This is a genomic window from Oceanicola sp. 502str15, assembly GCF_024105635.1.
Taxonomy (GTDB): Bacteria; Pseudomonadota; Alphaproteobacteria; order Rhodobacterales; family Rhodobacteraceae; genus Vannielia.
In genome coordinates this window covers 4203500-4227953 of the sequence record NZ_WYDQ01000001.1, presented here as the reverse complement: position 1 = coordinate 4227953, position 24454 = coordinate 4203500, and the positions used below count along the sequence as shown (strand labels likewise).

Annotated in this window: 24 protein-coding genes; 14 read left to right on the top strand and 10 right to left on the bottom strand. The window is 66.0% G+C overall.

Annotated elements, in window-relative coordinates; all coding sequences use genetic code 11:
- Nucleotides 1-46: 46 nt before the first annotated feature.
- A complete protein-coding gene (locus GTH22_RS20880; protein WP_252947525.1) occupies nucleotides 47-484 on the top strand; it encodes an NUDIX domain-containing protein in 438 nt (145 codons plus the stop codon).
- Here GTH22_RS20880 and GTH22_RS20875 read toward each other — a convergent pair.
- The 4 genes from GTH22_RS20875 to GTH22_RS20860 all read right to left on the bottom strand — a co-directional run bounded on the left by GTH22_RS20875 (nucleotide 438) and on the right by GTH22_RS20860 (nucleotide 3937).
- Nucleotides 438-1298, bottom strand: a complete 861-nt coding sequence (locus tag GTH22_RS20875) for a DMT family transporter (RefSeq protein WP_252947524.1) — start codon at nucleotides 1296-1298, stop codon at nucleotides 438-440. The two genes, GTH22_RS20880 and GTH22_RS20875, sit on opposite strands and share 47 nt — an antisense overlap.
- A gap of 83 nt (nucleotides 1299-1381) precedes the next feature.
- Nucleotides 1382-3025, bottom strand: a complete 1644-nt coding sequence (groL, locus tag GTH22_RS20870; RefSeq protein ID WP_252947523.1) for a chaperonin GroEL — start codon at nucleotides 3023-3025, stop codon at nucleotides 1382-1384.
- Between the two features lie 48 nt (nucleotides 3026-3073).
- A complete protein-coding gene (locus GTH22_RS20865) occupies nucleotides 3074-3361 on the bottom strand; it encodes a co-chaperone GroES (RefSeq protein ID WP_252947522.1) in 288 nt (95 codons plus the stop codon).
- A gap of 123 nt (nucleotides 3362-3484) precedes the next feature.
- On the bottom strand, nucleotides 3485-3937 hold the full coding sequence (locus tag GTH22_RS20860; protein ID WP_252947521.1) for an Lrp/AsnC family transcriptional regulator: 453 nt from the start codon (nucleotides 3935-3937) through the stop codon (nucleotides 3485-3487).
- A 73-nt stretch (nucleotides 3938-4010) separates the two neighbouring features.
- Here GTH22_RS20860 and GTH22_RS20855 point away from each other — a divergent pair, with 73 nt between their 5' ends.
- The 4 genes from GTH22_RS20855 (at nucleotide 4011) to GTH22_RS20840 (ending at nucleotide 7237) form a co-directional block, all read left to right on the top strand.
- On the top strand, nucleotides 4011-4601 hold the full coding sequence (locus tag GTH22_RS20855) for a LysE family translocator (protein WP_252947520.1): 591 nt from the start codon (nucleotides 4011-4013) through the stop codon (nucleotides 4599-4601).
- Nucleotides 4602-4667: 66 nt separating this feature from the next.
- Complete coding sequence (locus tag GTH22_RS20850) at nucleotides 4668-5366, top strand: ZIP family metal transporter (protein ID WP_252947519.1); 699 nt, start codon at nucleotides 4668-4670, stop codon at nucleotides 5364-5366.
- Between the two features lie 78 nt (nucleotides 5367-5444).
- Nucleotides 5445-6365, top strand: a complete 921-nt coding sequence (locus GTH22_RS20845) for a manganese-dependent inorganic pyrophosphatase (protein ID WP_252947518.1) — start codon at nucleotides 5445-5447, stop codon at nucleotides 6363-6365.
- Entirely contained in the window at nucleotides 6362-7237 is an 876-nt protein-coding gene (locus GTH22_RS20840) for a TIGR01459 family HAD-type hydrolase (protein WP_252947517.1), read from the top strand. Before GTH22_RS20845 ends, GTH22_RS20840 begins: the two co-directional genes overlap by 4 nt.
- Here GTH22_RS20840 and GTH22_RS20835 read toward each other — a convergent pair.
- The 3 genes from GTH22_RS20835 to gloB all read right to left on the bottom strand — a co-directional run bounded on the left by GTH22_RS20835 (nucleotide 7234) and on the right by gloB (nucleotide 11604).
- Entirely contained in the window at nucleotides 7234-8298 is a 1065-nt protein-coding gene (locus GTH22_RS20835) for a M23 family metallopeptidase (protein ID WP_252947516.1), read from the bottom strand. The genes GTH22_RS20840 and GTH22_RS20835 overlap by 4 nt on opposite strands.
- Nucleotides 8295-10631: an ATP-dependent Clp protease ATP-binding subunit ClpA gene (clpA, locus tag GTH22_RS20830; protein WP_252947515.1), complete on the bottom strand. Its 2337-nt coding sequence runs from the start codon at nucleotides 10629-10631 to the stop codon at nucleotides 8295-8297. Before clpA ends, GTH22_RS20835 begins: the two co-directional genes overlap by 4 nt.
- A gap of 211 nt (nucleotides 10632-10842) precedes the next feature.
- On the bottom strand, nucleotides 10843-11604 hold the full coding sequence (gene gloB / locus GTH22_RS20825) for a hydroxyacylglutathione hydrolase (protein ID WP_252947514.1): 762 nt from the start codon (nucleotides 11602-11604) through the stop codon (nucleotides 10843-10845).
- Nucleotides 11605-11686: 82 nt separating this feature from the next.
- Here gloB and GTH22_RS20820 point away from each other — a divergent pair, with 82 nt between their 5' ends.
- From GTH22_RS20820 to GTH22_RS20785, 8 genes are all read left to right on the top strand, one after another.
- Nucleotides 11687-12430: a methyltransferase domain-containing protein gene (locus GTH22_RS20820; protein WP_252947513.1), complete on the top strand. Its 744-nt coding sequence runs from the start codon at nucleotides 11687-11689 to the stop codon at nucleotides 12428-12430.
- A gap of 402 nt (nucleotides 12431-12832) precedes the next feature.
- Entirely contained in the window at nucleotides 12833-13399 is a 567-nt protein-coding gene (locus tag GTH22_RS20815) for a F0F1 ATP synthase subunit delta (RefSeq protein ID WP_252947512.1), read from the top strand.
- Nucleotides 13399-14937, top strand: coding sequence for a F0F1 ATP synthase subunit alpha (atpA, locus tag GTH22_RS20810; RefSeq protein WP_252947511.1), 1539 nt, complete (start codon nucleotides 13399-13401; stop codon nucleotides 14935-14937). The genes GTH22_RS20815 and atpA overlap by 1 nt, the downstream gene beginning before the upstream one ends.
- Nucleotides 14938-14958: 21 nt before the next feature.
- Nucleotides 14959-15840: a F0F1 ATP synthase subunit gamma gene (locus tag GTH22_RS20805; protein ID WP_252947510.1), complete on the top strand. Its 882-nt coding sequence runs from the start codon at nucleotides 14959-14961 to the stop codon at nucleotides 15838-15840.
- 16 nt (nucleotides 15841-15856) lie between these two features.
- Nucleotides 15857-17281, top strand: coding sequence for a F0F1 ATP synthase subunit beta (atpD, locus tag GTH22_RS20800; RefSeq protein WP_252947509.1), 1425 nt, complete (start codon nucleotides 15857-15859; stop codon nucleotides 17279-17281).
- Nucleotides 17282-17348: 67 nt separating this feature from the next.
- A complete protein-coding gene (locus GTH22_RS20795) occupies nucleotides 17349-17768 on the top strand; it encodes a F0F1 ATP synthase subunit epsilon (protein ID WP_252947508.1) in 420 nt (139 codons plus the stop codon).
- Nucleotides 17769-17897: 129 nt separating this feature from the next.
- A complete protein-coding gene (locus tag GTH22_RS20790) occupies nucleotides 17898-18248 on the top strand; it encodes an H-type lectin domain-containing protein (protein ID WP_252947507.1) in 351 nt (116 codons plus the stop codon).
- A gap of 199 nt (nucleotides 18249-18447) precedes the next feature.
- Entirely contained in the window at nucleotides 18448-19641 is a 1194-nt protein-coding gene (locus GTH22_RS20785) for an MFS transporter (protein WP_252947506.1), read from the top strand.
- Between the two features lie 31 nt (nucleotides 19642-19672).
- On the opposite strand, the gene GTH22_RS20780 is transcribed toward GTH22_RS20785, so the two are convergent.
- Complete coding sequence (locus GTH22_RS20780) at nucleotides 19673-20695, bottom strand: ribose-phosphate pyrophosphokinase (protein ID WP_252947505.1); 1023 nt, start codon at nucleotides 20693-20695, stop codon at nucleotides 19673-19675.
- Nucleotides 20696-20791: 96 nt separating this feature from the next.
- Here GTH22_RS20780 and GTH22_RS20775 point away from each other — a divergent pair, with 96 nt between their 5' ends.
- The gene (locus GTH22_RS20775) at nucleotides 20792-21385 is read left to right on the top strand and encodes a 2-hydroxychromene-2-carboxylate isomerase (RefSeq protein WP_252947504.1); all 594 of its coding nucleotides are present in this window, start codon (nucleotides 20792-20794) and stop codon (nucleotides 21383-21385) included.
- A 247-nt stretch (nucleotides 21386-21632) separates the two neighbouring features.
- On the opposite strand, the gene GTH22_RS20770 is transcribed toward GTH22_RS20775, so the two are convergent.
- Together GTH22_RS20770 and GTH22_RS20765 are read right to left on the bottom strand one after the other, a co-directional pair.
- Complete coding sequence (locus GTH22_RS20770; RefSeq protein ID WP_252947503.1) at nucleotides 21633-23096, bottom strand: ABC transporter substrate-binding protein; 1464 nt, start codon at nucleotides 23094-23096, stop codon at nucleotides 21633-21635.
- 65 nt (nucleotides 23097-23161) lie between these two features.
- Nucleotides 23162-24448 carry an acetylornithine deacetylase/succinyl-diaminopimelate desuccinylase family protein gene (locus GTH22_RS20765; protein ID WP_252947502.1) on the bottom strand — a complete coding sequence of 429 codons (1287 nt, stop codon included), beginning with the start codon at nucleotides 24446-24448 and terminating at the stop codon, nucleotides 23162-23164.
- Nucleotides 24449-24454 lie beyond the last annotated feature (6 nt).

Here is a 24454-nt window from a genome sequence, read left to right as displayed (position 1 = left end):
GCAAGCGCCCCTTGCCACTCCCGCGCCGCAGCGTCACGGTGCGGCCATGCCCATCCGCCTCGCCACCCGTGCCATCATCGTGCAGGACAACCGCCTGCTGATCGTCAACGCCTGGGCCGATCCCAAGAACCAGCTCTGGTGCGCGCCCGGGGGCGGGGCGGAGATGCACGCATCGCTCCCCGAGAACCTCGCCCGCGAGGTGCATGAGGAGACCGGGCTGACGGTGGAGGTGGGGCCGCCCTGCCTTGTGAACGAGTATCACGAGAAGGCGACGGGCTTTCATCAGGTGGAAATCTTCTTTCGCTGCAAGGTCTTGGCCGGTGAGGTGACGGACGATTGGGAAGACCCGGAGAAGGTGGTGAGCAAGCGGCGCTGGGTGACGGCGGGCGAGCTGGCCGCCCTGCCCCACAAGCCGGACAGCCTTGGCAGCGTCGCCTTCAATCGCGGGTTTGGCTACGATCCGCTGGAGCCGCTGGCGCGGTGAGCGCCAGCGCGATGCCGCCCAGCACGGCGGCGCCGGCAATCAGCAACTGAAGGCTCAGCGCCTCACCCAGAATCAGCGCGCCCGCGACCACGGCGATCACCGGCACGGAGAGCTGCACCACGGCGGCGGTGGTGGTTTCGATCCGGGGAAGCACGCCATACCAGAGCACGTAACCCAAGCCCGATGTCACCGCCCCGCCGACCATCGCGAGGACCACGCCGCCGGGCGCGGGCCAGTCTGGGCGGGCGAGCACGGCGGCCAGGGCGACAAGCGGCAGGCACCATAGAAAGTTGCGGGCACTGGCGGCCAGCGGGTCGGCTGTGCCGCGCCCTTGGAGGGTGTAGAAGGCCCAGCCGATCCCCGCCACGGTCATCAGCGCCGCGCCTGCCGGGTCGACAGATATGCGACCGCCGGGCCAGAGCAGAAAGGCCAGGCCGGAAAAGGCGGTAACTGCCCCGGCCAGCCTTTGGGCCCCGAGCGCGGCACCGGTAGTGACAGCGACGGCAAACATGGTGATCTGGATCACCCCGAAGAGGATGAGCGCACCCAGTCCCGCACCGAGGGTGAGGTAGGCCAGCGAGAAGCCCAGCATGTAGGCGGTGAGGGAGATCGCCCCTGCCACGGGCACCGGTTGTACAGACAGTCCCCTGCCCCGCAGCGCCAGCAGCAGCCAGAGCATTGCCGCGCCCGAGGCCACGCGTATCAGCGCATAGCCCAGCGGGTCGGTCAGCCCAGCATCCACCGCCGCGCGGTTGAGCAGCGAGTTGGCGGCGAAGGCGGCCATGGTGAGGGCGATCAGGAGGGCGAGGCGCATGGCGATGCCTAGCCTGCGGGAGCGCAAAGAAAAAGGGCCACCCGAAGGCGGCCCTTTCCCGTAGTCTCGAAAGCCGGGCTGGCTTACATCATGCCGCCCATGCCGCCCATGCCGCCCATGTCGGGGGCACCGCCGCCGGCACCCTCTTTGGCGGGCTTGTCGGCAACCATCGCCTCGGTGGTGATGAGCAGGCCGGCCACGGAAGCAGCGTCTTCCAGCGCGGTGCGAACCACTTTGGCGGGGTCGATCACGCCGAACTTGAACATGTCGCCATATTCTTCGGTCTGGGCGTTGAAGCCGAACGACTTGTCGTCGCTTTCGCGGATCTTGCCCGCGACGACGGAACCGTCGACACCGGCGTTCTCGGCGATCTGACGCAGCGGAGCTTCGAGCGCCTTGCGCACGATGGCCACACCGGCGTTCTGGTCGGAGTTGGCACCGGTCACACCGTCGAGCGCCTTGGCACCCTGGATCAGGGCCACGCCGCCACCGACGACAACGCCTTCCTGAACGGCAGCGCGAGTCGCGTTGAGCGCGTCATCGACACGGTCCTTGCGCTCTTTCACTTCCACTTCGGTCATGCCGCCGACGCGGATCACGGCAACACCGCCGGCCAGCTTGGCCACGCGCTCTTGCAGCTTCTCACGGTCGTAGTCCGAGGAGGTCTCTTCGATCTGCTGACGAATCTGCGACACGCGAGACTCGATTTCTGCCTTCTCGCCATGGCCGTCCACGATGGTGGTTTCGTCCTTGGTGATGGTCACGGTCTTGGCGGTGCCGAGCATGTCCATGGTGACATTCTCGAGCTTCATGCCGAGATCTTCGGAGATCACCTGACCGCCGGTCAGGATGCCGATGTCTTGCAGCATGGCCTTGCGGCGATCGCCGAAGCCCGGTGCCTTGACGGCAGCGATCTTCAGGCCGCCACGCAGCTTGTTGACCACGAGAGTTGCGAGGGCTTCGCCTTCGACATCCTCAGCGATGATCAGCAGCGGCTTCTGCGACTGGATCACCTGCTCGAGCAGCGGCACGAGCGGCTGAAGCGAGGTCAGCTTTTTCTCGTGAAGCAGGATCATGCAGTCTTCCAGCTCCGCGATCATCTTCTCGGGGTTGGTCACGAAGTAGGGCGACAGGTAGCCGCGGTCGAACTGCATGCCTTCGACAACTTCGGTCTCGGTCTCGAGGCCCTTGTTCTCTTCGACGGTGATGACACCCTCGTTGCCGACCTTCTGCATCGCGTCAGCGATCTGCTGGCCGATCTCGGCTTCGCCGTTGGCGGAGATGGTGCCGACCTGAGCCACTTCGGCGCTGTCGTTCACTTCGCGGGCGGCGTCCTTGATGGCCTGAACCACTTTGGCGGTGGCAAGGTCGATGCCGCGCTTGAGGTCCATCGGGTTCATGCCGGCGGCAACCGACTTGAGGCCTTCCTTGATGATGGCCTGGGCCAGCACGGTTGCGGTGGTGGTGCCGTCGCCGGCTTCGTCGTTGGTGCGAGAGGCAACCTCTTTCACCATCTGGGCGCCCATGTTCTCGAACTTGTCTTCCAGTTCGATTTCCTTGGCGACCGAAACACCGTCCTTGGTGATGCGGGGCGCGCCGAAGGATTTTTCGAGCACGACGTTACGGCCTTTGGGGCCGAGGGTGACCTTGACCGCATCGGCAAGGATGTTGACACCCTTCAGCATGCGGTTGCGGGCGTCGGTGTTGAACTTGACGTCTTTTGCCATTTTACAATTCTCCTATGTCTCTGAGGACGTTGGTGAAATTCGGGTGACTCAGGCGATGATGCCCATGATGTCGGACTCTTTCATGATCAGCAGCTCTTCGCCGTCGATCTGAACTTCGGTGCCGGACCATTTGCCGAACAGCACGCGGTCGCCGGCCTTCACATCGGGGGCGATGCGGGCGCCTGCGTCGTCACGCGCACCGGCGCCAACGGACACAACTTCGCCCTCGGCGGGCTTTTCCTTGGCGCTATCGGGGATGATGAGGCCGCCGGCGGTCTTTTCGTCGGATTCGACGCGGCGGACGACAACACGGTCATGAAGCGGGGTAAATGCCATCTCTGAACGCTCCTTCGTTCGAGGTTAATCTTGCCGTTAGCACTCACCATGAGCGAGTGCTAACGGAGCCGATGTAAGGAGGTGTGGGAGGGGAGTCAACCGAAGGCTTGCGGAAAATTCGCCCTAGCCGCGTTCGTCCTTGGGAGAGCAGACAACAACATAGGTCGTGATGGATGTCACCTGCGGCAAGGCGCCCAGGATGTCGGTGTGAAATGTCTTGAAGCTGGCGATGTCTTCGACCTCGACGCGCAGCAGATACTCGATGGTTCCCGTCACGCCATGCACCTCGCGCACCTGCGGCGCGTGCAGCATGGCGCGCTCGAAGTCTTCCTGCGCCGTCTTGGTATGCACCGACAAGCCGACGCCCAGCATTGCGACGAAGCCCTTGCCCATGGCCACCGGGTCGAGCACGGCGCGATAGCCCTTGATCACCCCGCTGCGCTCCAGCTCCTGCACCCGGCGCAGGCAGGCGGAGGGCGAGAGGCCCACCCGCTCGGCCAGATCGGTGTTGCTGATGCGGCCATCGCGGCTGAGTTCGCGCAATATTCGGCGGTTTATGTCATCAATCTTCGTCATATGTTGCGCATTATTCGCCTGCGCACCGGGAAAACGCAAGCACCTGCCGCAAGACCGCGGCGATAGTTGCGCCATGACCGACTCGCTCCTCTTCGCCCTCATCGGCTTTGCCTTTGTCTGCACCGCCACGCCGGGGCCGAACAACATGATGCTGCTCGCCTCGGGCGCCAACTTCGGCTTCCGCCGCTCGCTGCCGCATATGTTCGGGATCGTAGTGGGGATGCTGGTGCTGTTCTCGGCCGTGGGCGCGGGGCTGGCCGCCGTGTTCGAGGTGTTTCCGCAGGCCGAACTGGTGCTGAAGGCGGCAGCGGTGGGGTACATGCTGTGGCTGGCGTGGAAGATCGCCAATGCGGGCGCGCCGCGGGAGGCCAGCGCCGAGGGCCGGCCGCTGACGCTGCTTCAGGCGGCGGGGTTCCAATGGGTGAACCCCAAGGCCTGGACCATGGCGCTTTCGGGCCTGTCGCTTTACGCGCCCGACCACAGCCTGCCCGCCGTGGCTGCGGTGGTGCTGGCCTTCGCGCTGGTTGCCTTTCCGTCGATCAGCCTCTGGACGGCGCTTGGCCAGCAGATCCGCCGCCTGCTTACCTCCCCTGCCCGGCTTCGGGCCTTCAACATCACGATGGCGCTGCTTCTGGTGGCCTCGCTTTACCCCGTGCTGATGTGAACCACACCGCCGCCCCGCGCGTTTAGCCGGAGCCGCCTAGACGCGGCGATTGCCGGAGCGCGCGCCATGCTTTTTCTCACCGTTGCCGTGGTTTCCGCCGCGCTGATCATTGGCGCGGCCTGGGGCCTCTGGGGGAAGCTGCCCAAGGGGTTGGAAGGCTTCATGGTGGCCATGGCGGGCGGGGCGCTGATGGTTTCGGTGACGATCGAGCTGATCCAGCCCGCGCTGCAACAGACCTCGCTGATCGAGCTTTCGGTGGCGGTCGCCGCAGGCGCGCTGGTGTTTACCGGGCTGGACTGGTGGATCGAGAAGCAGACCGAGGGCAGCGAGGGCGCGGGGCTGTTGCTGGCGATCACGCTGGACGGCATCCCCGAGAACCTCGCCCTCGGTGTGGCGCTGATCGGCGCGGGCGTGCCGGAGGTGGCAGCACTGGCGGGCTCGATCCTACTTTCGAACCTGCCCGAAGCGGCGGGCGGGGCCAAGGAGATGCGGGAGGGCGAGATGGGGCGCGGGCGGATCATGTGGCTCTGGACCGGCACCGCGCTGATCCTCGCCGCCGCCGCGATCATCGGCAACTTCGCGCTGGCGGGCGTGGATGACGAGGTGCTGGCGCTGATCCGGGGCTTCGCGGCGGGCGCGGTGACGGCCTCACTGGCGACGGAGGTGTTTCCGCAGGCCTTCCGCGAAGAGCGCTATGGCACCGGCGTTGCCGTGACGCTGGGGCTGCTGATTGCCTTCGCGCTCTCGACCCTCTCGGGCGGCTGATCGTCACCCCGCGGGTGACAAGGCCCCCTGCCCCGCCTATAAGGCGCGCGACTCCTCCTCAAGACACGCAGGCACCACATGACGATCAAGGTTTTTGGCCACAAATCCCCCGACACCGACAGCACCGGCTCCCCGCTCATCTGGGCGTGGTACATGTCTGAGCATCGCGGCCAGCCCGCCGAGGCCGTGCTGCTGGGCGAGCCTAACACCGAGGCGGCCTTCGTGCTGAAGAAATGGGGCTACGAGCGGCCCGCGATCATCAGCGGCGTCGAGGCTGGTGAGAAGGTGGTGATCGTCGACACCAACAACCCCGCCGAGCTGCCCGAGGCGATCAACGACGCCGACATCCTCCAGATCATCGACCACCACAAGCTGACCGGCGGGATCGAGACCAAGGGGCCGATCGACATCACCATCAAGCCGCTGGCCTGCACCGCGACCATCATGCACAACCTGATGGGCGACAACGCGGCCAAGATGCCCGAGGGGATCAAGGGGCTGATGCTCTCCTGCATCCTCTCCGACACGCTGGAGTTCCGCTCGCCCACCACCACCGATCAGGACAAGGCGCTGGCCGAGGAGCTGGCCGCCGATCTTGGGCTGGACCTGAGCGCCTATGCTTCAGAGATGTTCGAGGCCAAGAGCGATGTTTCGGCCTTTTCGGATGCCGAGCTGCTGCGGATGGACAGCAAGGAATACCCCGTCGAGGGCACCAAGTTTCGCGTTTCCGTGCTGGAAACCACCGCGCCCAAGATCGTGCTCGACCGCAAGGAGAGCCTGATGGAGAGCATGAAGGCCGTGGCCGCCGAGGATGGCGTGGACCAGGTGCTGCTCTTCGTGATCGACATTCTGGCCGAGGAGGCCACGCTGCTGGTGCCGAACGAGCTGGTGAAGACCGTGGCCGAGAAGAGCTTTGGTGCTTCGGTCAGCGGTGACAGCGTGGTGCTGCCCGGCGTGATGAGCCGCAAGAAGCAGATCATCCCGGCGCTCAAGCTGTGAGCCGCATCGTCGAGAGCCTCGCGGAGGTTTCGCACCTTTACGACGCGGCTTTCGTCGATCTTTGGGGCTGCGTCCACAATGGCGTCACCGCCTTTCCCGAGGCGGTGGCCGCGTTGCAGACGTTTCGCGCTGCCGGAAAGAAGGTGGTGTTGCTCACCAACGCGCCCCGCGCCCGCGCCGAGGTGCAAAAGCAGCTTGGCAAATGGGGCGTGCCCGATGACGCATGGGATGTGATCGCCACCTCGGGCGATAGCGCCCGCGCGGCGATGTTCACCGGCGCGGTGGGCAGCAAGGTGTGGTTTGTCGGCCAGCCCTTCGACCAGACCTTCTTTGAGCCGCTGCACATTGTGAAAGACCCGGTGGCGATCGAACAGGTGGCGCTGGAAGAGGCCGAGGGCATCGTGTGCACCGGCCCGTTCGACCCGTTTGCCGACCCGTCGGAGATGCGCGCGCAGTTTCTCTATGCCAAGCAGAAGGGGCTGAAGCTGCTCTGCGCCAACCCCGATATCGTGGTGGACCGGGGCGAGAGCCGCGAGTGGTGCGCCGGGGCGCTGGCGCAGCTTTACACCGAGATGGGGGGCGAGAGCCTGTATTTCGGCAAGCCGCATCCGCCGATCTACGACCTTGCCCGCGCCCGTCTGGCGGAGGTGGGGGGCGACCCTGCGGGGCCGGTGCTGTGCATTGGCGACGGGGTGCTGACCGATGTGAAGGGGGCGATGGGCGAGGGCCTTGATTGCCTGTTCATCTCCGGCGGCCTCGGTGCGCTGGAAACCGGCACCGCGCCGGGCGGGCAGCCGGTGCAGGGCAAGCTCGACGAATACCTCGCGCATCACCAGATGGCGACGACCTACGCGATCGGCTTTCTGCGCTAGTTCACTTCGGTCTGGATGTAGCGGCGGCCAAGTTCGACCTCGCCGCGCCGGTGGATCACCGTGCCGATGTAGATGCCCCATGGCCAGCCGGCCGCGGGGGTGCGCTTGCCATAGGCGCGCAGCACGAAGGGCTGGGCCTTGTCGAGCACATCGGTATGGCGGCCGATCTCGCCCTCGGGGCCTTCGAACACAATCTCGATCTCGTCTCCGGCTTCGCCCGCAAAGGCATAGCCCCAGATCACCATGGCGGGCGTCTTGGGCGCCGTGACGGGCGCGGTGCGCAGGCCGGCGCGGACCTCTGCGATGCTGGGCACGGCGGAGGTGAGGCCCACGGCGATGAGGCCGCCGGGCACATAGGCGGGCGGCTCGAGCCAGAGTCCGGTGCGGCCGCCGGGGGTGGCGCGGGTGGCCTGCTCGGGCGCGGGCGCGTCGCCCTGCGCCCCGGTGGGGAGCGCGCAGGCGGAGGTGGGATCGGGCGCGAAGGGATCGACCTTGTCGGGGCCCTGCCGGACGCTCAGGTGCATATGCGGAAAGGAGGCCCGGCCCGACATGCCGATGAGCCCGAGCGGGGTGCCCATGGCAACGCGCTGGCCTTCCTCGACCACAACGGAGCCTTGGCGCATGTGGCAATACTGGGTGGTCCAGCCATCGCCGTGGTCGATCACGACGCCATTGCCGCAATTGCGGCCCTCGAGGTCGGGCGCGTCGTCGGACATGGAGGAGATGTCGGGCATCCCGTCGCGCAACCCGCGCACCGTCCCCGGGGCGGCGGCGATGACCGTGACCCCGGCGGCGACCTCGGCCAGGGTGGCGACGGCAAAATCGGTGCCGCCGTGGCCATCGTTGGCGAGCGCGCCACAGCTGAAGTCCTGCACCTCGCCGGGGGCCGGGTCGCGGTCGAAATATTGCTGGATGTAGCAGGTGCGCCCCAGCTCGCAATCGACCGGCAGGCCCAGCAGGGGCGGGCCGGCGAGCGCGGGGGCGGAGGAGAGGGCGAGGGCCAGAAAGGCGAAGGGGAGCGCCCGAAGGCGCCCCCCTGTTTCTGCTGGCCGTGCCGTCATTCGGCGGTGAGAAGCGGTGGCTTCTTCTTCGCCCCGAGGCGGGCCTTGGCCGGCTCCTCGATGCGCAGGTCGATCTCGCCGTTCTTGACGCCGACCTTGACGATACCGCCCTTCATCAGCCGGCCGAAGAGCAGCTCTTCCGCCAGCGGCTTCTTGATGTTTTCCTGGATCACGCGACCCAGGGGGCGGGCGCCCATCTTGTCGTCATAGCCCTTGTCGGCGAGCCATTCGGCGGCCTTGGGGGTGAGCTCGATGGTCACGTCGCGGTCCATCAGCTGGGCCTCGAGCTGGAGCACGAACTTTTCGACCACCGAAACGATGGTTTCCTTGCCCAGCGGCGAGAAGCTGATGACCGCATCCAGACGGTTGCGGAACTCCGGCGTGAAGGTGCGCTCGATGGCGGCGGTATCCTCGCCGACGCGGCGATCACGCCCGAAGCCGATGGCCTCCTTGGCCTGCTCCGCCGCACCGGCGTTGGAGGTCATGATGAGGATCACGTTGCGGAAGTCGGTTGTCCGGCCGTTGTGGTCGGTCAGCTTGCCGTGGTCCATCACCTGCAGGAGGATGTTGTAGACATCCGGGTGCGCCTTCTCGATCTCGTCGAGCAGGAGCACGCAATGCGGGTTCTGGTCGACGCCATCGGTGAGCATGCCGCCCTGGTCAAAGCCGACATAGCCCGGAGGCGCGCCGATCAGCCGCGAGACCGCGTGCTTCTCCATGTATTCCGACATGTCGAAGCGCATCAGCTCCACGCCGAGTTGCGACGCGAGCTGCTTGGCGACCTCGGTCTTGCCCACGCCGGTGGGCCCGGCAAACAGGTAGTTGCCGATCGGCTTTTCGGGCTCGCGCAGGCCCGCGCGGGCCAGCTTGATGGCCGAGGAGAGCGCGGAAATCGCTTTGTCCTGCCCGAAGACCACGCGCTTGAGCGAGGCTTCCAGATCCTTGAGAACCTCGGCGTCGTCCTTGCTGACGTTCTTGGGCGGGATGCGGGCGATCTTGGCCACGACGGCCTCGATCTCCTTGGTGCCGATGGTCTTGCGGCGCTTGCTTTCGGCCACGAGATGCTGGGCTGCCCCCGCCTCGTCGATCACGTCGATCGCCTTGTCGGGCAGCTTGCGGTCGTTGATGTAACGGGCCGAAAGCTCGACAGCCGATTTGATCGCGTCGGCGGTATACTTGATGTCGTGGTGCTCCTCAAAATAGGGCTTGAGGCCCCGGAGGATCTTCACCGAGTCTTCGACGGTGGGTTCGCTGACGTCGATCTTCTGGAAGCGCCGCGACAGGGCGCGGTCCTTCTCGAAGTGCTGGCGGAACTCCTTGTAGGTGGTGGAGCCCATGCAGCGCAGCTTGCCGCCCTGAAGCGCTGGCTTCAGCAGGTTGGAGGCATCCATCGCCCCGCCGGAGGTGGCCCCGGCGCCGATGACGGTGTGGATCTCGTCGATGAAGAGCACCGCGTCGGGGTGCTTTTCAAGGTCGGTCACCACGGCCTTCAGCCGCTCCTCGAAGTCGCCGCGATAGCGGGTGCCGGCGAGCAGCGCGCCCATGTCGAGCGAGAAGATGGTGGAGTTGGAGAGCACCTCGGGGGTTTCGCCCTGCACGATCTTGCGGGCCAACCCCTCGGCAATAGCGGTTTTGCCCACGCCGGGATCGCCCACCAGAAGCGGGTTGTTCTTGCGGCGGCGGCAGAGCACCTGGATGCAGCGCTCGACCTCGGACTCGCGCCCGATCAGCGGATCGACATCGCCGTCGCGCGCCTTGGCGTTCAGGTCGACGCAATACTTGGTGAGTGCGCTTTCCTTCTCTTCGGGCTCGGCATTGACGGTTTCGGCGCTGGCGCTCTCTTCATCCATGTCGGTTGCGCCCGACACCGAGCGGGCCTCGCCAAAGGCGGGGTCCTTTGCAACGCCATGGGCGATGAAGTTGACCGCGTCGTAGCGGGTCATGTCCTGCTCCTGCAGGAAGAAGGCGGCGTTGCTCTCGCGCTCGGCGAAGATGGCCACCAGCACGTTTGCGCCCGTCACTTCGGTGCGGCCGGAGCTTTGCACGTGGATCGCAGCCCGCTGGATCACGCGCTGGAAGGCGGCGGTTGGCACGGCTTCGGAACCTTCGATCTCGGTCACGAGAGTCGACAGGTCTTCGTCGATGAAGTCGTTGAGAGTGCTGCGAAGTTCGTCCAGATCGACCGAGCAGGCCTGCATCACCTTGGCGGCGTCAGGCTCATCGATCAGCGCCAGCAGGAGATGTTCCAGCGTGGCGAGCTCATGGCGGCGTGCGTTGGCCAGCGCCAGAGCGGCGTGGATTGCTTGCTCGAGGGTGTTCGAAAACGATGGCACGCGATGTGCTCCTTTCCCTGGTGGCCTAGGTGGGGTTGGCCCGTCCTTGACCGTGGCCTCATATGATTAAAGTTCGGTGGAAAACCCGAACCTTCAAGTCTTTTGTGAGAGTTTTTTCACGCGAGGGCCGGATTTGCACAAATTGTGATCGGCAAACCCGAGTGCGGCGCGGCGCCCCGAAAAGCGTTCGCGGCATTATAGGGCCCCGCGCTCAAAATGCATCCTTTCTCCGCCGGATTTCGGCAAAAACCTCTGCATCGGTGGCGTTTTCCATGCCGACTGTGGCGCGGATGCCTGCGTCACCGCACCGCAGGAAGGGGTTGGTGGCCAGTTCCTCGGCCAGCGTGACCTGCGCGGTGGGTTCGCCGGCCTCGCGCCGGGTTGCCACTTTCTTGACCCGTTCGAGAAGCGCGGGGTTGTCGGGATCGACGCTGAGGGCGAAGCGGGCGTTGCTCATGGTGTATTCGTGCCCCGAGTAGACCATGGTTTCGGGCGGAAGGGCAGCGAGTTTCTGCAGCGAGTTGTGCATCTGCTCGAAGGTGCCCTCGAACACCCGGCCGCACCCCAGCGCCATCAGGCTGTCGGCGGTGAAGAGCGCCCCGCCGTTGGGAAAATGGAAGGCGAGGTGGCCGAGGGTGTGGCCGGGCACCTCGAGGGGCACGGTGTAGCCCTCGCCGTTGCCCCCGTTCATCCCTTCGGCAAGCGCCATGTCGAGCGGGGGCAGCTTGGCCTCCTCGGCCTTGGGGCCCATGACCTTGAGGCCGTATTTCTCGCGCAGCTCCTCCACCCCGCCGACGTGGTCGTGGTGGTGGTGGGTGATCATCAGCACGCCCGGGGTCCAGCCGCTGGACTCCAGCGCGTCGATGATCGGCGCGGCCTCGGGCGCATCTATCAGGCAGACCCCGTCGGGGCCCTTGACCACATAGGCGTAGTTGTCGGAGAGGCAGGGGACGGTGAGGATTTCGAGGGGCATGGCGTTTCCCTTTCGCGCTGATATGGTCTGGCCAGACTAATCCAATCCCGACCCCGACCCAAGCGAGGGCTACCGGCAACCGATGCATCTGGACGTTCTCGACCTGAGGAACTTCTATTACCGCACCCAGCTAGGGCGTGTGGCGCAACGGGCAATCCGGGACCAGGTGACGACGCTCTGGCCGGAGGCAAAGGCACAGACGGTGGCGGGCTACGGATTTGCAACGCCGCTGCTGCGCCCCTACCTCGCGGATGCGCGGCGGGTGATGGCGCTGATGCCGGGCGCGCAGGGCGTGGCCCCGTGGCCCGCCGGCGGGCCCAACCATTCGGTGCTGGTGGAAGAGACGCTCTGGCCGGTCACCACCGGGCAGGTCGACAAGCTCGTCTGCCTGCACGGGCTGGAAACCACCGACAACCCGGGACGGCTGTTGGCCGAGGTGCACCGGGTGCTGGGCCCCGGGGGCCGCGCGATCTTCATCGTGCCCAACCGGGCCGGGCTTTGGGCGCGGCGCGATGTGACGCCCTTCGGCTTTGGTCGCCCCTACTCGCTGACCCAGCTCGAAGCGCAGCTGCGGGCCAACGGCTTTGTGCCGGAGCGCCACCTTGCCGCGCTGTTCAGCCCGCCGAGCCACCGGCGGTTCTGGGTGAAGTCTTCGAACTTCTGGGAGAAGACCGGGCGGAAGGTGTCGGGCTACCTCGCGGGGGGCGTGCTCATTCTGGAGGCGAGCAAGCGGGTCTATGCGCCCGGCGGCGCGGTGCGCAAGAAGCAGCGCCAGAGGGTGCCGGTGCTGGAAGGCGCGCGCCAGCCCGGGGTGGAACCGGCCTGAGCGGGTGGCGGTTGCGCCCGGGCCGATCCGGGCGGGCTGCGCCAAATGCCGCAGGTGCGAAATCGGCCGCGGGCCGGCAAAGCCCCTGCCCCGCGCCCGAGAGTTTGCAGCAAGCCACTGGCAATGCTCGGGAAATCGCGACAGGTCGACGGTATACAATGGCATTCAGAGCCAAAAGAGATTCCCCCCGCCGGGCAGCGGCCAAATGACACCAAACTGTCGCACAAGGGCTAACGCACTGTTTTACATGCATTTTACCTTCCAGCCCCCGACACTTTAAGCAGTTGCGAGCCCATAAACCGTCTGCTAGACACCCATCGACTTCGGGGGGCACCGGCGACGGTGATGCCCGATCTATGCCTAGAGCCCACATATTCAAACGGGCCAAAACGACAACGAGGGGTGGACGTGTCCGAGACGGCTTCGATATCCGCAAGCATCGCCGCGCGCTACGCATCAGCGCTCTTCGACCTCGCCAAGAGCGACAAGAAACTGAAATCGCTGGGAAGCGACGCCGACACGCTCGGCGCGGCACTCGACGAGAGTGATGCATTCCGGGATCTCATCAACAACCCGATCTATACCCGCGCCGAACAGGCTGCCGGGGCAACGGCGGTGGCCAAGAAGATGGGCCTCGACGCCCTGACCACTTCGACGCTGGGCCTGATGGCGCAGAACCGTCGCCTGTTTGCCCTGCCCCAGCTGGTGAAGGCGCTCAAGGCGATGATCGCTGAGGAAAACGGAGAGGTGACGGCAGAAGTCACCTCGGCCAAGGCCCTCACCGACGCCCAGAAGAAGAAACTCGCCGAGACTCTCGCAAAGAAGGTCGGCAAGGACGTGAAACTCGATACGCACGTCGATGAAGCCCTGATTGGCGGCCTCGTCGTGAAACTCGGCTCGCAAATGATTGACAGCTCGATCCGTTCGAAACTGTCTTCCCTTCAGAACGCAATGAAAGAGGTCGGCTAATGGCTCTCCAAGCTGCGGAAATCTCCGCAATCCTGAAAGACCAGATCAAGAACTTTGGCCAGGAGGCCGAAGTTGCCGAAGTCGGCCGCGTGCTCTCCGTCGGTGACGGTATTGCCCGCGTGCATGGGCTCGACAACATCCAGGCCGGTGAAATGGTCGAATTCCCCGGCAACATCCGGGGCATGGCGCTCAACCTTGAAAGCGACAACGTCGGCGTCGTGATCTTCGGTTCCGACCGGGACATCAAGGAAGGCGACACCGTCAAGCGCACCAAGGCCATCGTGGACGTGCCCGTGGGCGACGCCATGCTCGGCCGCGTCGTGGACGGCCTCGGCAACCCGCTGGACGGCAAGGGCGAGATCAAGACCACCGAGCGTTCGATCGCGGACGTGAAGGCCCCCGGCATCATCCCGCGTAAATCGGTGCACGAGCCGATGGCGACCGGCCTCAAGTCGGTGGACGCGATGATCCCGATCGGCCGTGGCCAGCGCGAGCTGATCATTGGCGACCGTCAGACCGGCAAGACCGCCGTGGCGCTCGACGCGATCCTGAACCAGAAAAGCTACAACGACGCCGCCGGCGACGACGAGAGCAAGAAGCTCTACTGCGTCTACGTTGCCGTCGGCCAGAAGCGCTCGACCGTGGCGCAGCTGGTGAAGAAGCTCGAAGAGACCGGCGCGATCGAATACACCACCGTCGTTGCCGCGACCGCTTCGGACCCGGCGCCGATGCAGTACCTGGCCCCCTATACCGCGACCTCGATTGCCGAGTTCTTCCGCGACAACGGCCGCCACGCGCTGATCATCTACGATGACCTTTCCAAGCAGGCCGTGTCCTACCGCCAGATGTCGCTGCTGCTGCGTCGTCCGCCCGGCCGTGAAGCCTACCCCGGCGACGTGTTCTACCTGCACTCTCGCCTGCTCGAGCGTTCGGCCAAGCTGAACGAAGAGCATGGTTCGGGCTCGCTGACCGCGCTGCCGATCATCGAAACCCAGGGCGGCGACGTGTCGGCCTTCATTCCGACCAACGTGATCTCGATCACCGACGGCCAGATCTTCCTTGAGACCGAGCTGTTCTACCAGGGCATCCGCCCCGCCGTGAACACCGGCCTCTCGGTGTCTCGTGTGGGTTCGTCGGCCCAGACCAAGGCGATGTCCTCGGTTGCAGGCCCGGTGAAGCTGTCGCTCGCGCAGTACCGCGAGATGGCCGCCTTCGCGCAGTTCGGCTCCGACCTCGACGCCTCCACCCAGCGCCTGCTGGCCCGTGGTGCGCGCCTGACCGAGCTGATGAAGCAACCGCAGTATGCGCCGCTGACCAACGCCGAGATCGTCTGTGTGATCTACGCCGGTACCAACGGCTACCTCGACAACGTGCCGGTGTCCGATGTGGGCCGGTTCGAAGCCGGGCTGCTGTCGCACCTGCGTGGCAAGCATGCCGACCTGCTCAAGGACATCACCGAGAACGATCGCAAGGTGAAGGACGAGCTGGCCGACAACATCAAGGCCGCTCTGGACGCGTTCGCAAAAGATTTTGCCTGAGGCTGGCCGGGGAGATAGCTCATGCCGAGCCTAAAGGACCTAAAAAATCGGATCGAGAGTGTCAAAAGCACTCGTAAGATCACCAAGGCCATGCAGATGGTGGCCGCCGCGAAACTGCGGCGGGCACAGGAAGCTGCCGAGGCCGGACGGCCCTACGCCGAGCGGATGAATGCCGTGATGGCGGGGCTGGCCGGTGCCAGTGCCGGTTCCGACTCCGCCCCGCGCCTTCTGGCTGGGACGGGCGACGACAAGGTGCAGCTGCTGGTGGTCATGACTGCCGAGCGGGGCCTCTGCGGTGGCTTCAACAGCTCGATCGTCAAGCTTGCCCGCGCCCGCGCGCAGGAACTGATCAAGGCCGGCAAGGAGGTGAAGATCCTCACCGTCGGCAAGAAGGGCCGGGAGCAGCTGAAACGCGACCTCTCCAGCCACTTCATCGGCCATGTCGACCTGAGCGGGGTGAAGAACCTCGGCTACACCGACGCGCAGGGTGTTGCCCGCGACGTGCTGACCCGCTTCGACGCGGGCGAGTTCGACGTGGCGACGATCTTCTATGCCGAGTTCGAAAGCGTCATTGCCCAGAAGCCGACCGCGCTTCAGGTGATCCCGGCGGCCTTCGAGGCCACCGAGGAAGCTGCCGAAGAGGCTGCGACGGTCTACGACTACGAGCCGGAAGAGGAGGCCATTCTGGCCGACCTGCTGCCGCGCGCCGTGGCGACGCAGATCTTCACCGCGCTGCTGGAAAACGGTGCGTCGGAACAGGGTGCCCGGATGAGCGCCATGGACAACGCGACGCGCAACGCGGGCGACATGATCGACAAGCTGACGATCCAGTTCAACCGCTCGCGCCAGGCCGTCATCACCAACGAGCTGATCGAGATTATTTCGGGCGCCGAGGCGCTCTGACGAAGAGGAAACGAAAATGGCTAACGCAAAAGGCAAAGTGACTCAGGTCATCGGCGCCGTTGTCGACGTGCAGTTCGACGACACGCTGCCCGCGATTCTCAACGCGCTGACCACCGAGAACAACGGCAAGAAGCTGGTGCTCGAAGTGGCGCAGCACCTGGGCGAGAACACCGTGCGCACCATCGCGATGGACGCCACCGAGGGCCTGGTGCGCGGTCAGGAAGTGACCGACACCAACGCCGCCATCCAGGTGCCCGTGGGCACCGCCACGCTGGGGCGCATCCTGAACGTGATCGGTGAGCCGATCGACGAGAAGGGCCCGGTCGAGGCCGACGAGCATCGCCCGATCCACGCCCCTGCCCCCGACTTCGCCGACCAGTCGACCGAAGCCGAGGTGCTGGTGACCGGCATCAAGGTGATCGACCTGCTGGCGCCCTACGCCAAGGGCGGCAAGATCGGCCTGTTCGGCGGTGCCGGCGTGGGCAAGACGGTTCTGATCCAGGAGCTGATCAACAACATCGCCAAGGTGCACTCGGGCCTCTCCGTGTTCGCCGGTGTGGGCGAGCGGACCCGTGAGGGCAACGACCTCTACCACGAGATGATCGAATCCGGCGTTCTGACCCCGGACAACCTGCCGGACTCCAAGATTGCGCTGGTCTTCGGCCAGATGAACGAGCCTCCCGGAGCCCGTGCCCGTGTGGCGCTGACCGGCCTGACCCTGGCCGAGCAGTTCCGCGATGCGACCGGCACCGACGTGCTGTTCTTCGTGGACAACATCTTCCGCTTCACCCAGGCCGGTTCCGAGATGTCGGCGCTTCTGGGTCGTATCCCCTCAGCCGTGGGCTACCAGCCCACCCTCGCGACCGACATGGGCGCGATGCAGGAGCGGATCACCTCGACGAAGAACGGCTCGATCACCTCGATCCAGGCCGTCTACGTGCCCGCGGATGACCTTACCGACCCGGCCCCGGCAACCACCTTTGCCCACCTCGACGCGACGACCGTGCTCAACCGCGCGATCTCCGAGCTGGGCATCTACCCCGCCGTGGACCCGCTGGACTCGACCTCGCGCCTGATGGACCCGCTGATCGTGGGTGAAGAGCACTACAACGTTGCCCGTGACGTGCAGGGTATCCTCCAGCGCTACAAGTCGCTTCAGGACATCATCGCCATTCTCGGGATGGACGAACTCTCGGAAGAGGACAAGCTGACCGTGGCCCGCGCCCGGAAGATCCAGCGTTTCCTCTCCCAGCCGTTCGACGTGGCCAAGGTGTTCACCGGTTCCGACGGCGTTCAGGTGCCGCTGGAAGACACCGTCAGCTCGTTCAAGGCCGTTGTGGCCGGCGAGTACGACCACCTGCCCGAGGGCGCCTTCTACATGGTTGGCGGCATCGACGAGGTGAAGGCCAAAGCCGAGAAGATGGCAGCCGACGCCGCCTAAGAGCTAACGCCCCCTGCCCCGCCTCACGGCGGGCGCGGGGGGCAGCACCAACCAACAGGAGCCACCCATGGCTGACACCATGCAGTTTGATCTGGTTTCGCCCGAGCGCCGTCTGGCCTCGCTGGCGGCCCGTGAAGTGCAGATTCCCGGTGCCGAGGGCGACCTGACGGCGATGCCGCAGCACTCCCCGATGATTACCACCCTGCGCCCCGGTGTTCTGACCGTGAAGGCCGAGGACGGTGCGGAAAGCAAATACGCGGTGATCGGCGGCTTTGCCGAGATTAACGAGAACGGCACCACCGTTCTGGCCGAGCACGCCGTGCCGGCCGAGGAGCTGACCCCGGAGACGCTGGAGCAGTTTCTCTCCGACGCCGCCGCCGCACGTGACAATGCAAGCGCCGAGGATCTCGACGCCCTCGCCAAGACCGCGGCCGATATCGCCGCTCTGGGCAACGATCTGGGTGTTGCGCCGCGCTCCGGCAGCTGACCCCCGAAACAAGACAATTTTCAGAAGCCCCGCCGAGAAATTGGCGGGGCTTTTTACGTTTTGGTTCCAATTTTCGCCCAAATCTACTTTTATCCACGGACCAGGGATGACGGGGTTATGACGAACTGAATGAAACGCTTGCGCAATCACCTGGTCGGGGTCGATGAGGGCTCTGTCGTGCTGTTCTCGGATTTCGAGGACGGCGGCGAGATGTGGACGGGCACAGGCCCGCGGCAGGCGCGTCGGGCGGTGAGCTTCTCGGAAACCTATCGTACGCCGCCCACGGTGATGGTGAACCTGTCTATGTGGGACATGGACCAGAAGACCAACCAGCGGGCCGACATCGGGGCGGAGAACATCACCGAAGATGGCTTTGAGCTGGTGTTCCGCACCTGGGGCGACACCCGAGTGGCCCGGGTGCGCGCGAGCTGGATGGCGATGGGCGAGCTGCGCCACGAGGACGACTGGGACATGTACTGAGGCCGGACGACCGCTGGCGCCCCCGGGGCGAGGCGGCGACGGCCTTGAGCACCACCGCATCACATGCTGGAGAAGGCGCCTGCGGCGGGGGATTTGACCCGGCCTGAAGCGAGACGAGGCCGGTTCAATCGGCCTGACGGCCCGTTCCTGTCATCAATATTTTGCTTGCCGGGCACATCGCCCGCAGCGAGAAGCCCACATGCCTCGCGTGAACGGCCCTCTGTTCTTCATCCTTGCCACCCTGATGCTCGACGCCATCGGGATCGGCATCGTGTTTCCGATCATGCCCGATCTGATGGAGCGGGTGGGCGCGGGGAACGTGGGCGAGGGCTCGCTTTGGGCCGGTGTGCTGATGGCGGCCTATGCCGGGGCGCAGTTCGTGTTCGGGCCGGTGGTGGGCTCGATCTCGGATGCCTGGGGGCGCAGGCCGGTGCTGCTGGTGGCGCTGGCCTGCCTGTCGCTCGACTACGTGGTGATGGCGCTGGCCGACAGCTTCTGGCTGTTGCTGCTGGGGCGGACGCTGGCCGGGGTGGCGGGCGCGACCTATATCACCGCGACGGCCTATGTCTCTGATATCACGCCAAAACACCAGCGTGCAGCCCGGTTCGGGCTGATCGGCGCGGCCTTCGGCATCGGCTTCGTCATGGGGCCCGCGCTGGGGGGCGTGGTGGCGGGCTGGCATGTGACGGCGCCGTTCTGGCTGGCCGCCGGGCTGGCGGCGGCGAACCTCTGCCTCGGGCTGCTGGTGCTGCCGGAATCTCTGAAGCAGGAGAACCGCCGCGCCTTCGGCGCCCGCGACATGAACCCCTTTGCCAGCTTCCGCCGGGCCTTTGCCCTGCCCGGCCTCGCGGTGCCTCTGATCTGCCTTGCGCTCTTCGAGTTCGCCAACATGGTCTACCCGGTGCTTTGGGCCTTCTGGGGCAAGGCGGCGCTGGGGTGGAGCACGCTGGCCGTCGGCCTGTCGCTCTCGGCCTACGGGGCGTTGATGGCCCTGTCGCAGGGCGTGGTGATGCCGCTGGCGGTGGCACGGCTGGGCGAGCGGCGGCTGGTGGTGCTGGGGCTGGTGATTTCGGGCTTCGCGATGGCGGTCTTCGGCTTTGCCACGACCACATGGATCGTGGTGCTGGTGATGCCGCTGGCCGCCCTGTCGGACCTGGTGCCGCCCACGCTCACCGCGATTGCGGCCAACGGGGCGGGAGAGGACGAGCAGGGCATGGTGCAGGGGGTGATCGCGGCGCTGGCCTCGCTGGCCGCGGTTCTGGCGCCGCTGATCTTCACGCCGCTGTTCCGGGCCTTCACCGCCGAGGGCGGCACGCTGTACTGGCCGGGCGCGCCCTTTGCCCTGGGCGCGGTGCTGGTGCTGGCGATCTTGCCGCTGGTGCTGCGCCGGTAGGAGGATGGCGGGACAAGTCCCGCCCTACGCCTCAGACGTCGGTGCCGTAGAAGCCCTCGTAGATCGGGACCAGCGTGTTGTGGTCGAAGAGCGAGGAGACGCTGGTGCCGGACCAGATGTTGAGGATCGCCTGGGCGAACATCGGGGCGGTGGGCACGATGCGGATGTTGGGGCAGGCCTTGACCGCCTCGGTGGCCTCGATGCTGTCGGTGATCACGAGGCTTTTCATCACCGACTTGGTGATCCGCTCCACCGCCGGGCCGGAGAGCACCCCGTGGGAGATGTAGCTGTGCACCTCGGTCGCGCCGTTCTCCATCAGGATCTCGGCAGCCTTGCAGAGCGTGCCGGCGGTGTCGCAGATGTCATCGACGATCACGCAGACCTTGTCTTTCACGTCGCCGATCACTGTCATCTCGGCCACTTCGCCCGCCTTCTCGCGGCGCTTGTCGACGATCGAGAGCGGCGCCCCGATCCGTTGGGCCAGCTCGCGGGCGCGGGCCACGCCGCCCACGTCGGGGCTGACGACCATCACGTCCTCGAGCTTGTCCTTCATGTGGTGCTGGATATCGAGGGCGAAGATCGGCGAGGCGTAGAGGTTGTCGACCGGGATGTCGAAGAAGCCCTGGATCTGGGCGGCGTGGAGATCCATCGTCAGCACCCGCTCGATGCCGGCCTCGGCGATAAGGTTGGCGACCAGCTTGGCCGAAATCGGCGTGCGGGCCTTGGTGCGGCGGTCCTGCCGGGCATAGCCGAAGTAGGGGATCACCGCCGTGGTGCGCGCCGCCGAGGAGCGCTTGAGCGCGTCGGACATGATGAGCAGTTCCATCAGGTTGTCGTTCGCGGGGTTGGAGGTGGGCTGGATGATGAACATGTCCTCGCCGCGGACGTTCTCGTAGACCTCGACGAAGATCTCCTGGTCGTTGAACCGCTCGACCCGGGCATCGACCAGCCCCACGGTCATGCCCCGGTGCATGGACATGCGCCGGCAGATCGCCTTGGCCAGCGGCATGTTGGCATTGCCGGACATCAGTTTGGGTTCGGTCGGATTGGGCATCGCGGTTCCCCTCGCGCGTGACAGAATCGTAATGTTGACACCCCATAGCACCGGCCTACCGTCAGGGCCAGAAACGCGCGAGCCCGGGAGGTGCAAATGCCGCATATAGATTACTTCTTCTCCACCATATCCCCCTTCTCCTATCTCGCGGGCGACCGGCTGGAGAAAATTGCGGCCGGCGCGGGGGCGAGCATCGCCTACAAGCCGGTGGATATCATGGCGCTCTTCGCCCGCACCGGCGGCACCCCGCCGGGCGAGCGGCACGAGAACCGCAAGGCCTACCGGATGCAGGAGTTGAAGCGGGCGGCGGCAAAGACGGGCCTGCCGATGACCTTCACCCCGGCGCATTTTCCGACCAATGCCGCACCGTCGAGCTACGCGCTGATCGCGGCGCAGTCCGAGGGCGGCGGCGACGTGGGCGCGCTGGCGCAGGGGCTGCTGCGGGCGGTCTGGGCGGAAGAGAAGGACATTGCGCAGGACGATGTGATCAAGGCCTGCCTGACGGCGGCGGGGTTTGATCCGGGCATCGCCGACCGCGGCCTGCTGGCCGGGGCGGAGACCTATGGGAAGAACCTCGACGAAGCCGTGGAGAAGGGGGCGTTCGGCGCCCCATTCTACGTGGTCGACGACGGGGCGCTGTTCTGGGGTCACGACCGGCTCGATGATCTCGAAGCCCATCTGAAGGGCTGATCGGGGCGGCGGGACAAGTCCCGCCCTACGGGGTGTGGCGCGCGGGGGGCTTTCTAACGGCTGTTGCGCGCGCCGCAGACCCTGCACTGGAGTATTTGCAGCAAGAAAATGAACAGGCGGTGCCCTGCCCCATTTTCTTGCTCGAAATACTCTGCCCGACATATCAACCCACGCCACGCCGCGGGGCCGACTGAGCGGCGGCCGTCCGGCGCGGGGTGGGCGGGTGGGAGCGCCGGGCGGGCGGGGCTCAGTCGGCCCAGCTTACGCCGGTGAGGTCGTTGGCCTGGGTCGGGGCGTTTTCCCAGAGGCCCTCGATCTTGGCATTGGCGACACCGGTCTTGGGGAGCTGGAAGAGGTAGCCGTTGACGAAGTCTTCCGCGATCTTTTGCTGTGCGGCTTTCAGGATCTCGGAGCGCGCGTCGGGGCCGGTGGTGCCTTCGAGCAGGGTCATCATGCTTTTGAAGTCCGGGGCGGCGTATTGGAAGTAATAGTCGTCGCGGGCGTAGATGTTGATGTCCATCGGCTCGGTGTGGCTGATGATCGTCAGGTCGAAGTCGCGGCCCTTGAACACCTGTTCGAGCCATTGGGCCCATTCCATGTTGGTGATCTCGGTTGCGATGCCCACGTCGCGCAGCTGGGCGGCGATGATCTCGCCGCCGCGCCGGGCGTAGGCGGGGGGTGGCAGGGCGAGACGCAGGGTCAGGTCGGAGACGCCGGCCTCGGCCAGCAGGGCCTTCGACTTTTCGGGGTCGAAGGCCGACAGCTCGGTCAGGTCGACGTAGTCGGGGTTGTGGGGGGCGAAATGGGTGCCGATGGGGGTGCCGTAGCCGTTCATCGCGCCGTCGATCAGGTCCTGCCGGTTGATCGCATGGGCGATGGCTTCGCGGACCTTCACGTTGTCGAGCGGGGGCTCGGCGTTGTTCATCGCCAGAATGGTTTCGCCCTCGGTCGAGCCGATGATCACCTTGAACTGCGGGTTGCCCTCGAACTGCGGCAGGGTTTCCTGCGCCGGGAAGTTGGGGAAGGCATCGACATCGCCGGCCATCATGGCGGCGAAGGCGGCGTTGGGGTCGGTGATGAACTTGAAGGTGGCCGAGGCCAGCGCGGGGGCCTCGCCCCAGTAGTCGGGGTTGCGGGTGAGGGTCACATGGTCGCCCTGCGCCCATTCGGTGAAGGTGAAGGGGCCGGTGCCGACGGGGTTGGTGGCGAGGTCGGCGGCACTTGCCTCGTCGACCATCACCGCATCGCCCCAGGCCATCTTGAAGGGAAAGGCGCCATCGGGCTGGCCGAGGGTGATCTTCACGGTCGTCGGGTTCACCGCCTCGACGCTTTCGATCCCGGCGAAGAGGGCCTTTTGCGCGTTGGTGCTGTCTTCGGCGCGGGCGCGGTCGAGGGAGAAGACCACATCGTCGGCGGTGAAATCGCTGCCGTCGTGGAATTTCACGCCCTCGTGCAGGGTGAAAGTATAGGTGGAGCCATCGTCCGAGACCTCCCAGCCGGAGGCCAGCGCGGGCACCACCGAGCCGTCGGCGGCAAAGCGGGTGAGGCCCTCGAAGACGTTGGCATAGACCACCTCGTCGATGGCCGCCGCCGCGCCGCCGGTCGGGTCGAGGTTTGGCGGCTCGAGCACCATGCCGAGGGTGATGCTGTCTTGCGCCAGTGCGGGCGTGGCAAGGAACGCGGTGGCGAGAAGGGTTGCGCGAAGGGTCATGGGGCTGGGCCTCCCTGAGTGGTTTCCCTCAGGTTAGCGGGCGAGGGCACGGCTGCATAGGCGGTTTAGCGGGCGAGCAGCTCGGCCAGCACGAGGGCCATGACCGTGGCGCTGTCGACCATGTCCTGCACGCCGACCCATTCGTCGGGCTGGTGGGCGAGGTCCAGTATCCCCGGGCCGTAGGCGATGCAGTTGGAGAGCTTGCCGATGCGGTCGATGTGCTTCTGGTCGTAGGTGCCGGGGCTGACGACGTAATCGGGCTGGCGGGCGAGCACCTTTTCGATGGCGGCCGCGGTGGTGCGCACGATGGGGGCATCTTCGGGGGCCATGGTAGGCTGCACTTCGAAGAGGTCCCGGATCTCGTAGGTAAAGCTGGGCCGGGCGGCTTTGACCTTTTCCATCAGCGCGGTGACCTCGCCCTTCACCTCGGCCAGCTCCTCCTCGATCAGGAAGCGCCGGTCGATCACGATGCGGCAGCTGTCGGGGACGCAGGGGGCGGGCAGGCCGGTGTAGTCTTCCGGGTGATCCCCCTCGCCGCCGTGGATGGAGTTGATGTTGAGCGTGCTCTGCTTGGCGCCCTCCGGCACCACCGGCATGTCGGTGCGCTTGGTGGCGAGCAGCGGAAAGAGCGTGGCCTCCATTTCGGCCAGCACGGCGCCCATGTGGCGCACGGCGGAGTCGCCCAGAAACGGCATGGAGCCGTGGGCGATGCGGCCAAAGGTTTCGATCTCGGCCCACCAGACGCCGCGATGGCCGAGGCAGATGCGGTCCTTGTTGAGCGGTTCGGGGATGATGACGTGCTGCACGCGCTCGGGCGAGAACCAGCCACGTTCGGCAAGGTAGGCGACGCCGCCGTAGCCGCCGGATTCCTCATCCGCCGTGGCAGAGATTTCGACCGCGCCGGAGAAATCGGGGCAGGTCTCGAGGAAGGCTTCGACGGCGATGATGGAGGCGGCGAGGCCGCCCTTCATGTCGCAGGATCCGCGACCATAGAGCTTGCCGTCCTTCACCTCGCCGCCGAAGGGGTCGACAGTCCAGCCGCGACCGACCTCGACCACGTCATGGTGGGAGTTGAAGTGCACGCACTCCCCTGCCCGCTTGCCCTCGCGGCGGGCAACCACGTTCCAGCGCGGATATTCGGTGGAGTCGGCGGGGGCGCCCTCGGCGCGGATCATCTCGACCTCGAAGCCCTGCTTGCCGAGGCGTTCGGCGAGGTAGCTGCATATCGCGCGGTAGTGCTGGCCGGGCGGGTTGAGCGTGGGGATCTGCACGAGGTCGCCACAGAGCGCCACCAGCTCGCCCTCGCGGGCGCGGATGGCTTGGGACAGGCGGGCGTCAAGATCGGAAGGCATGGCGGC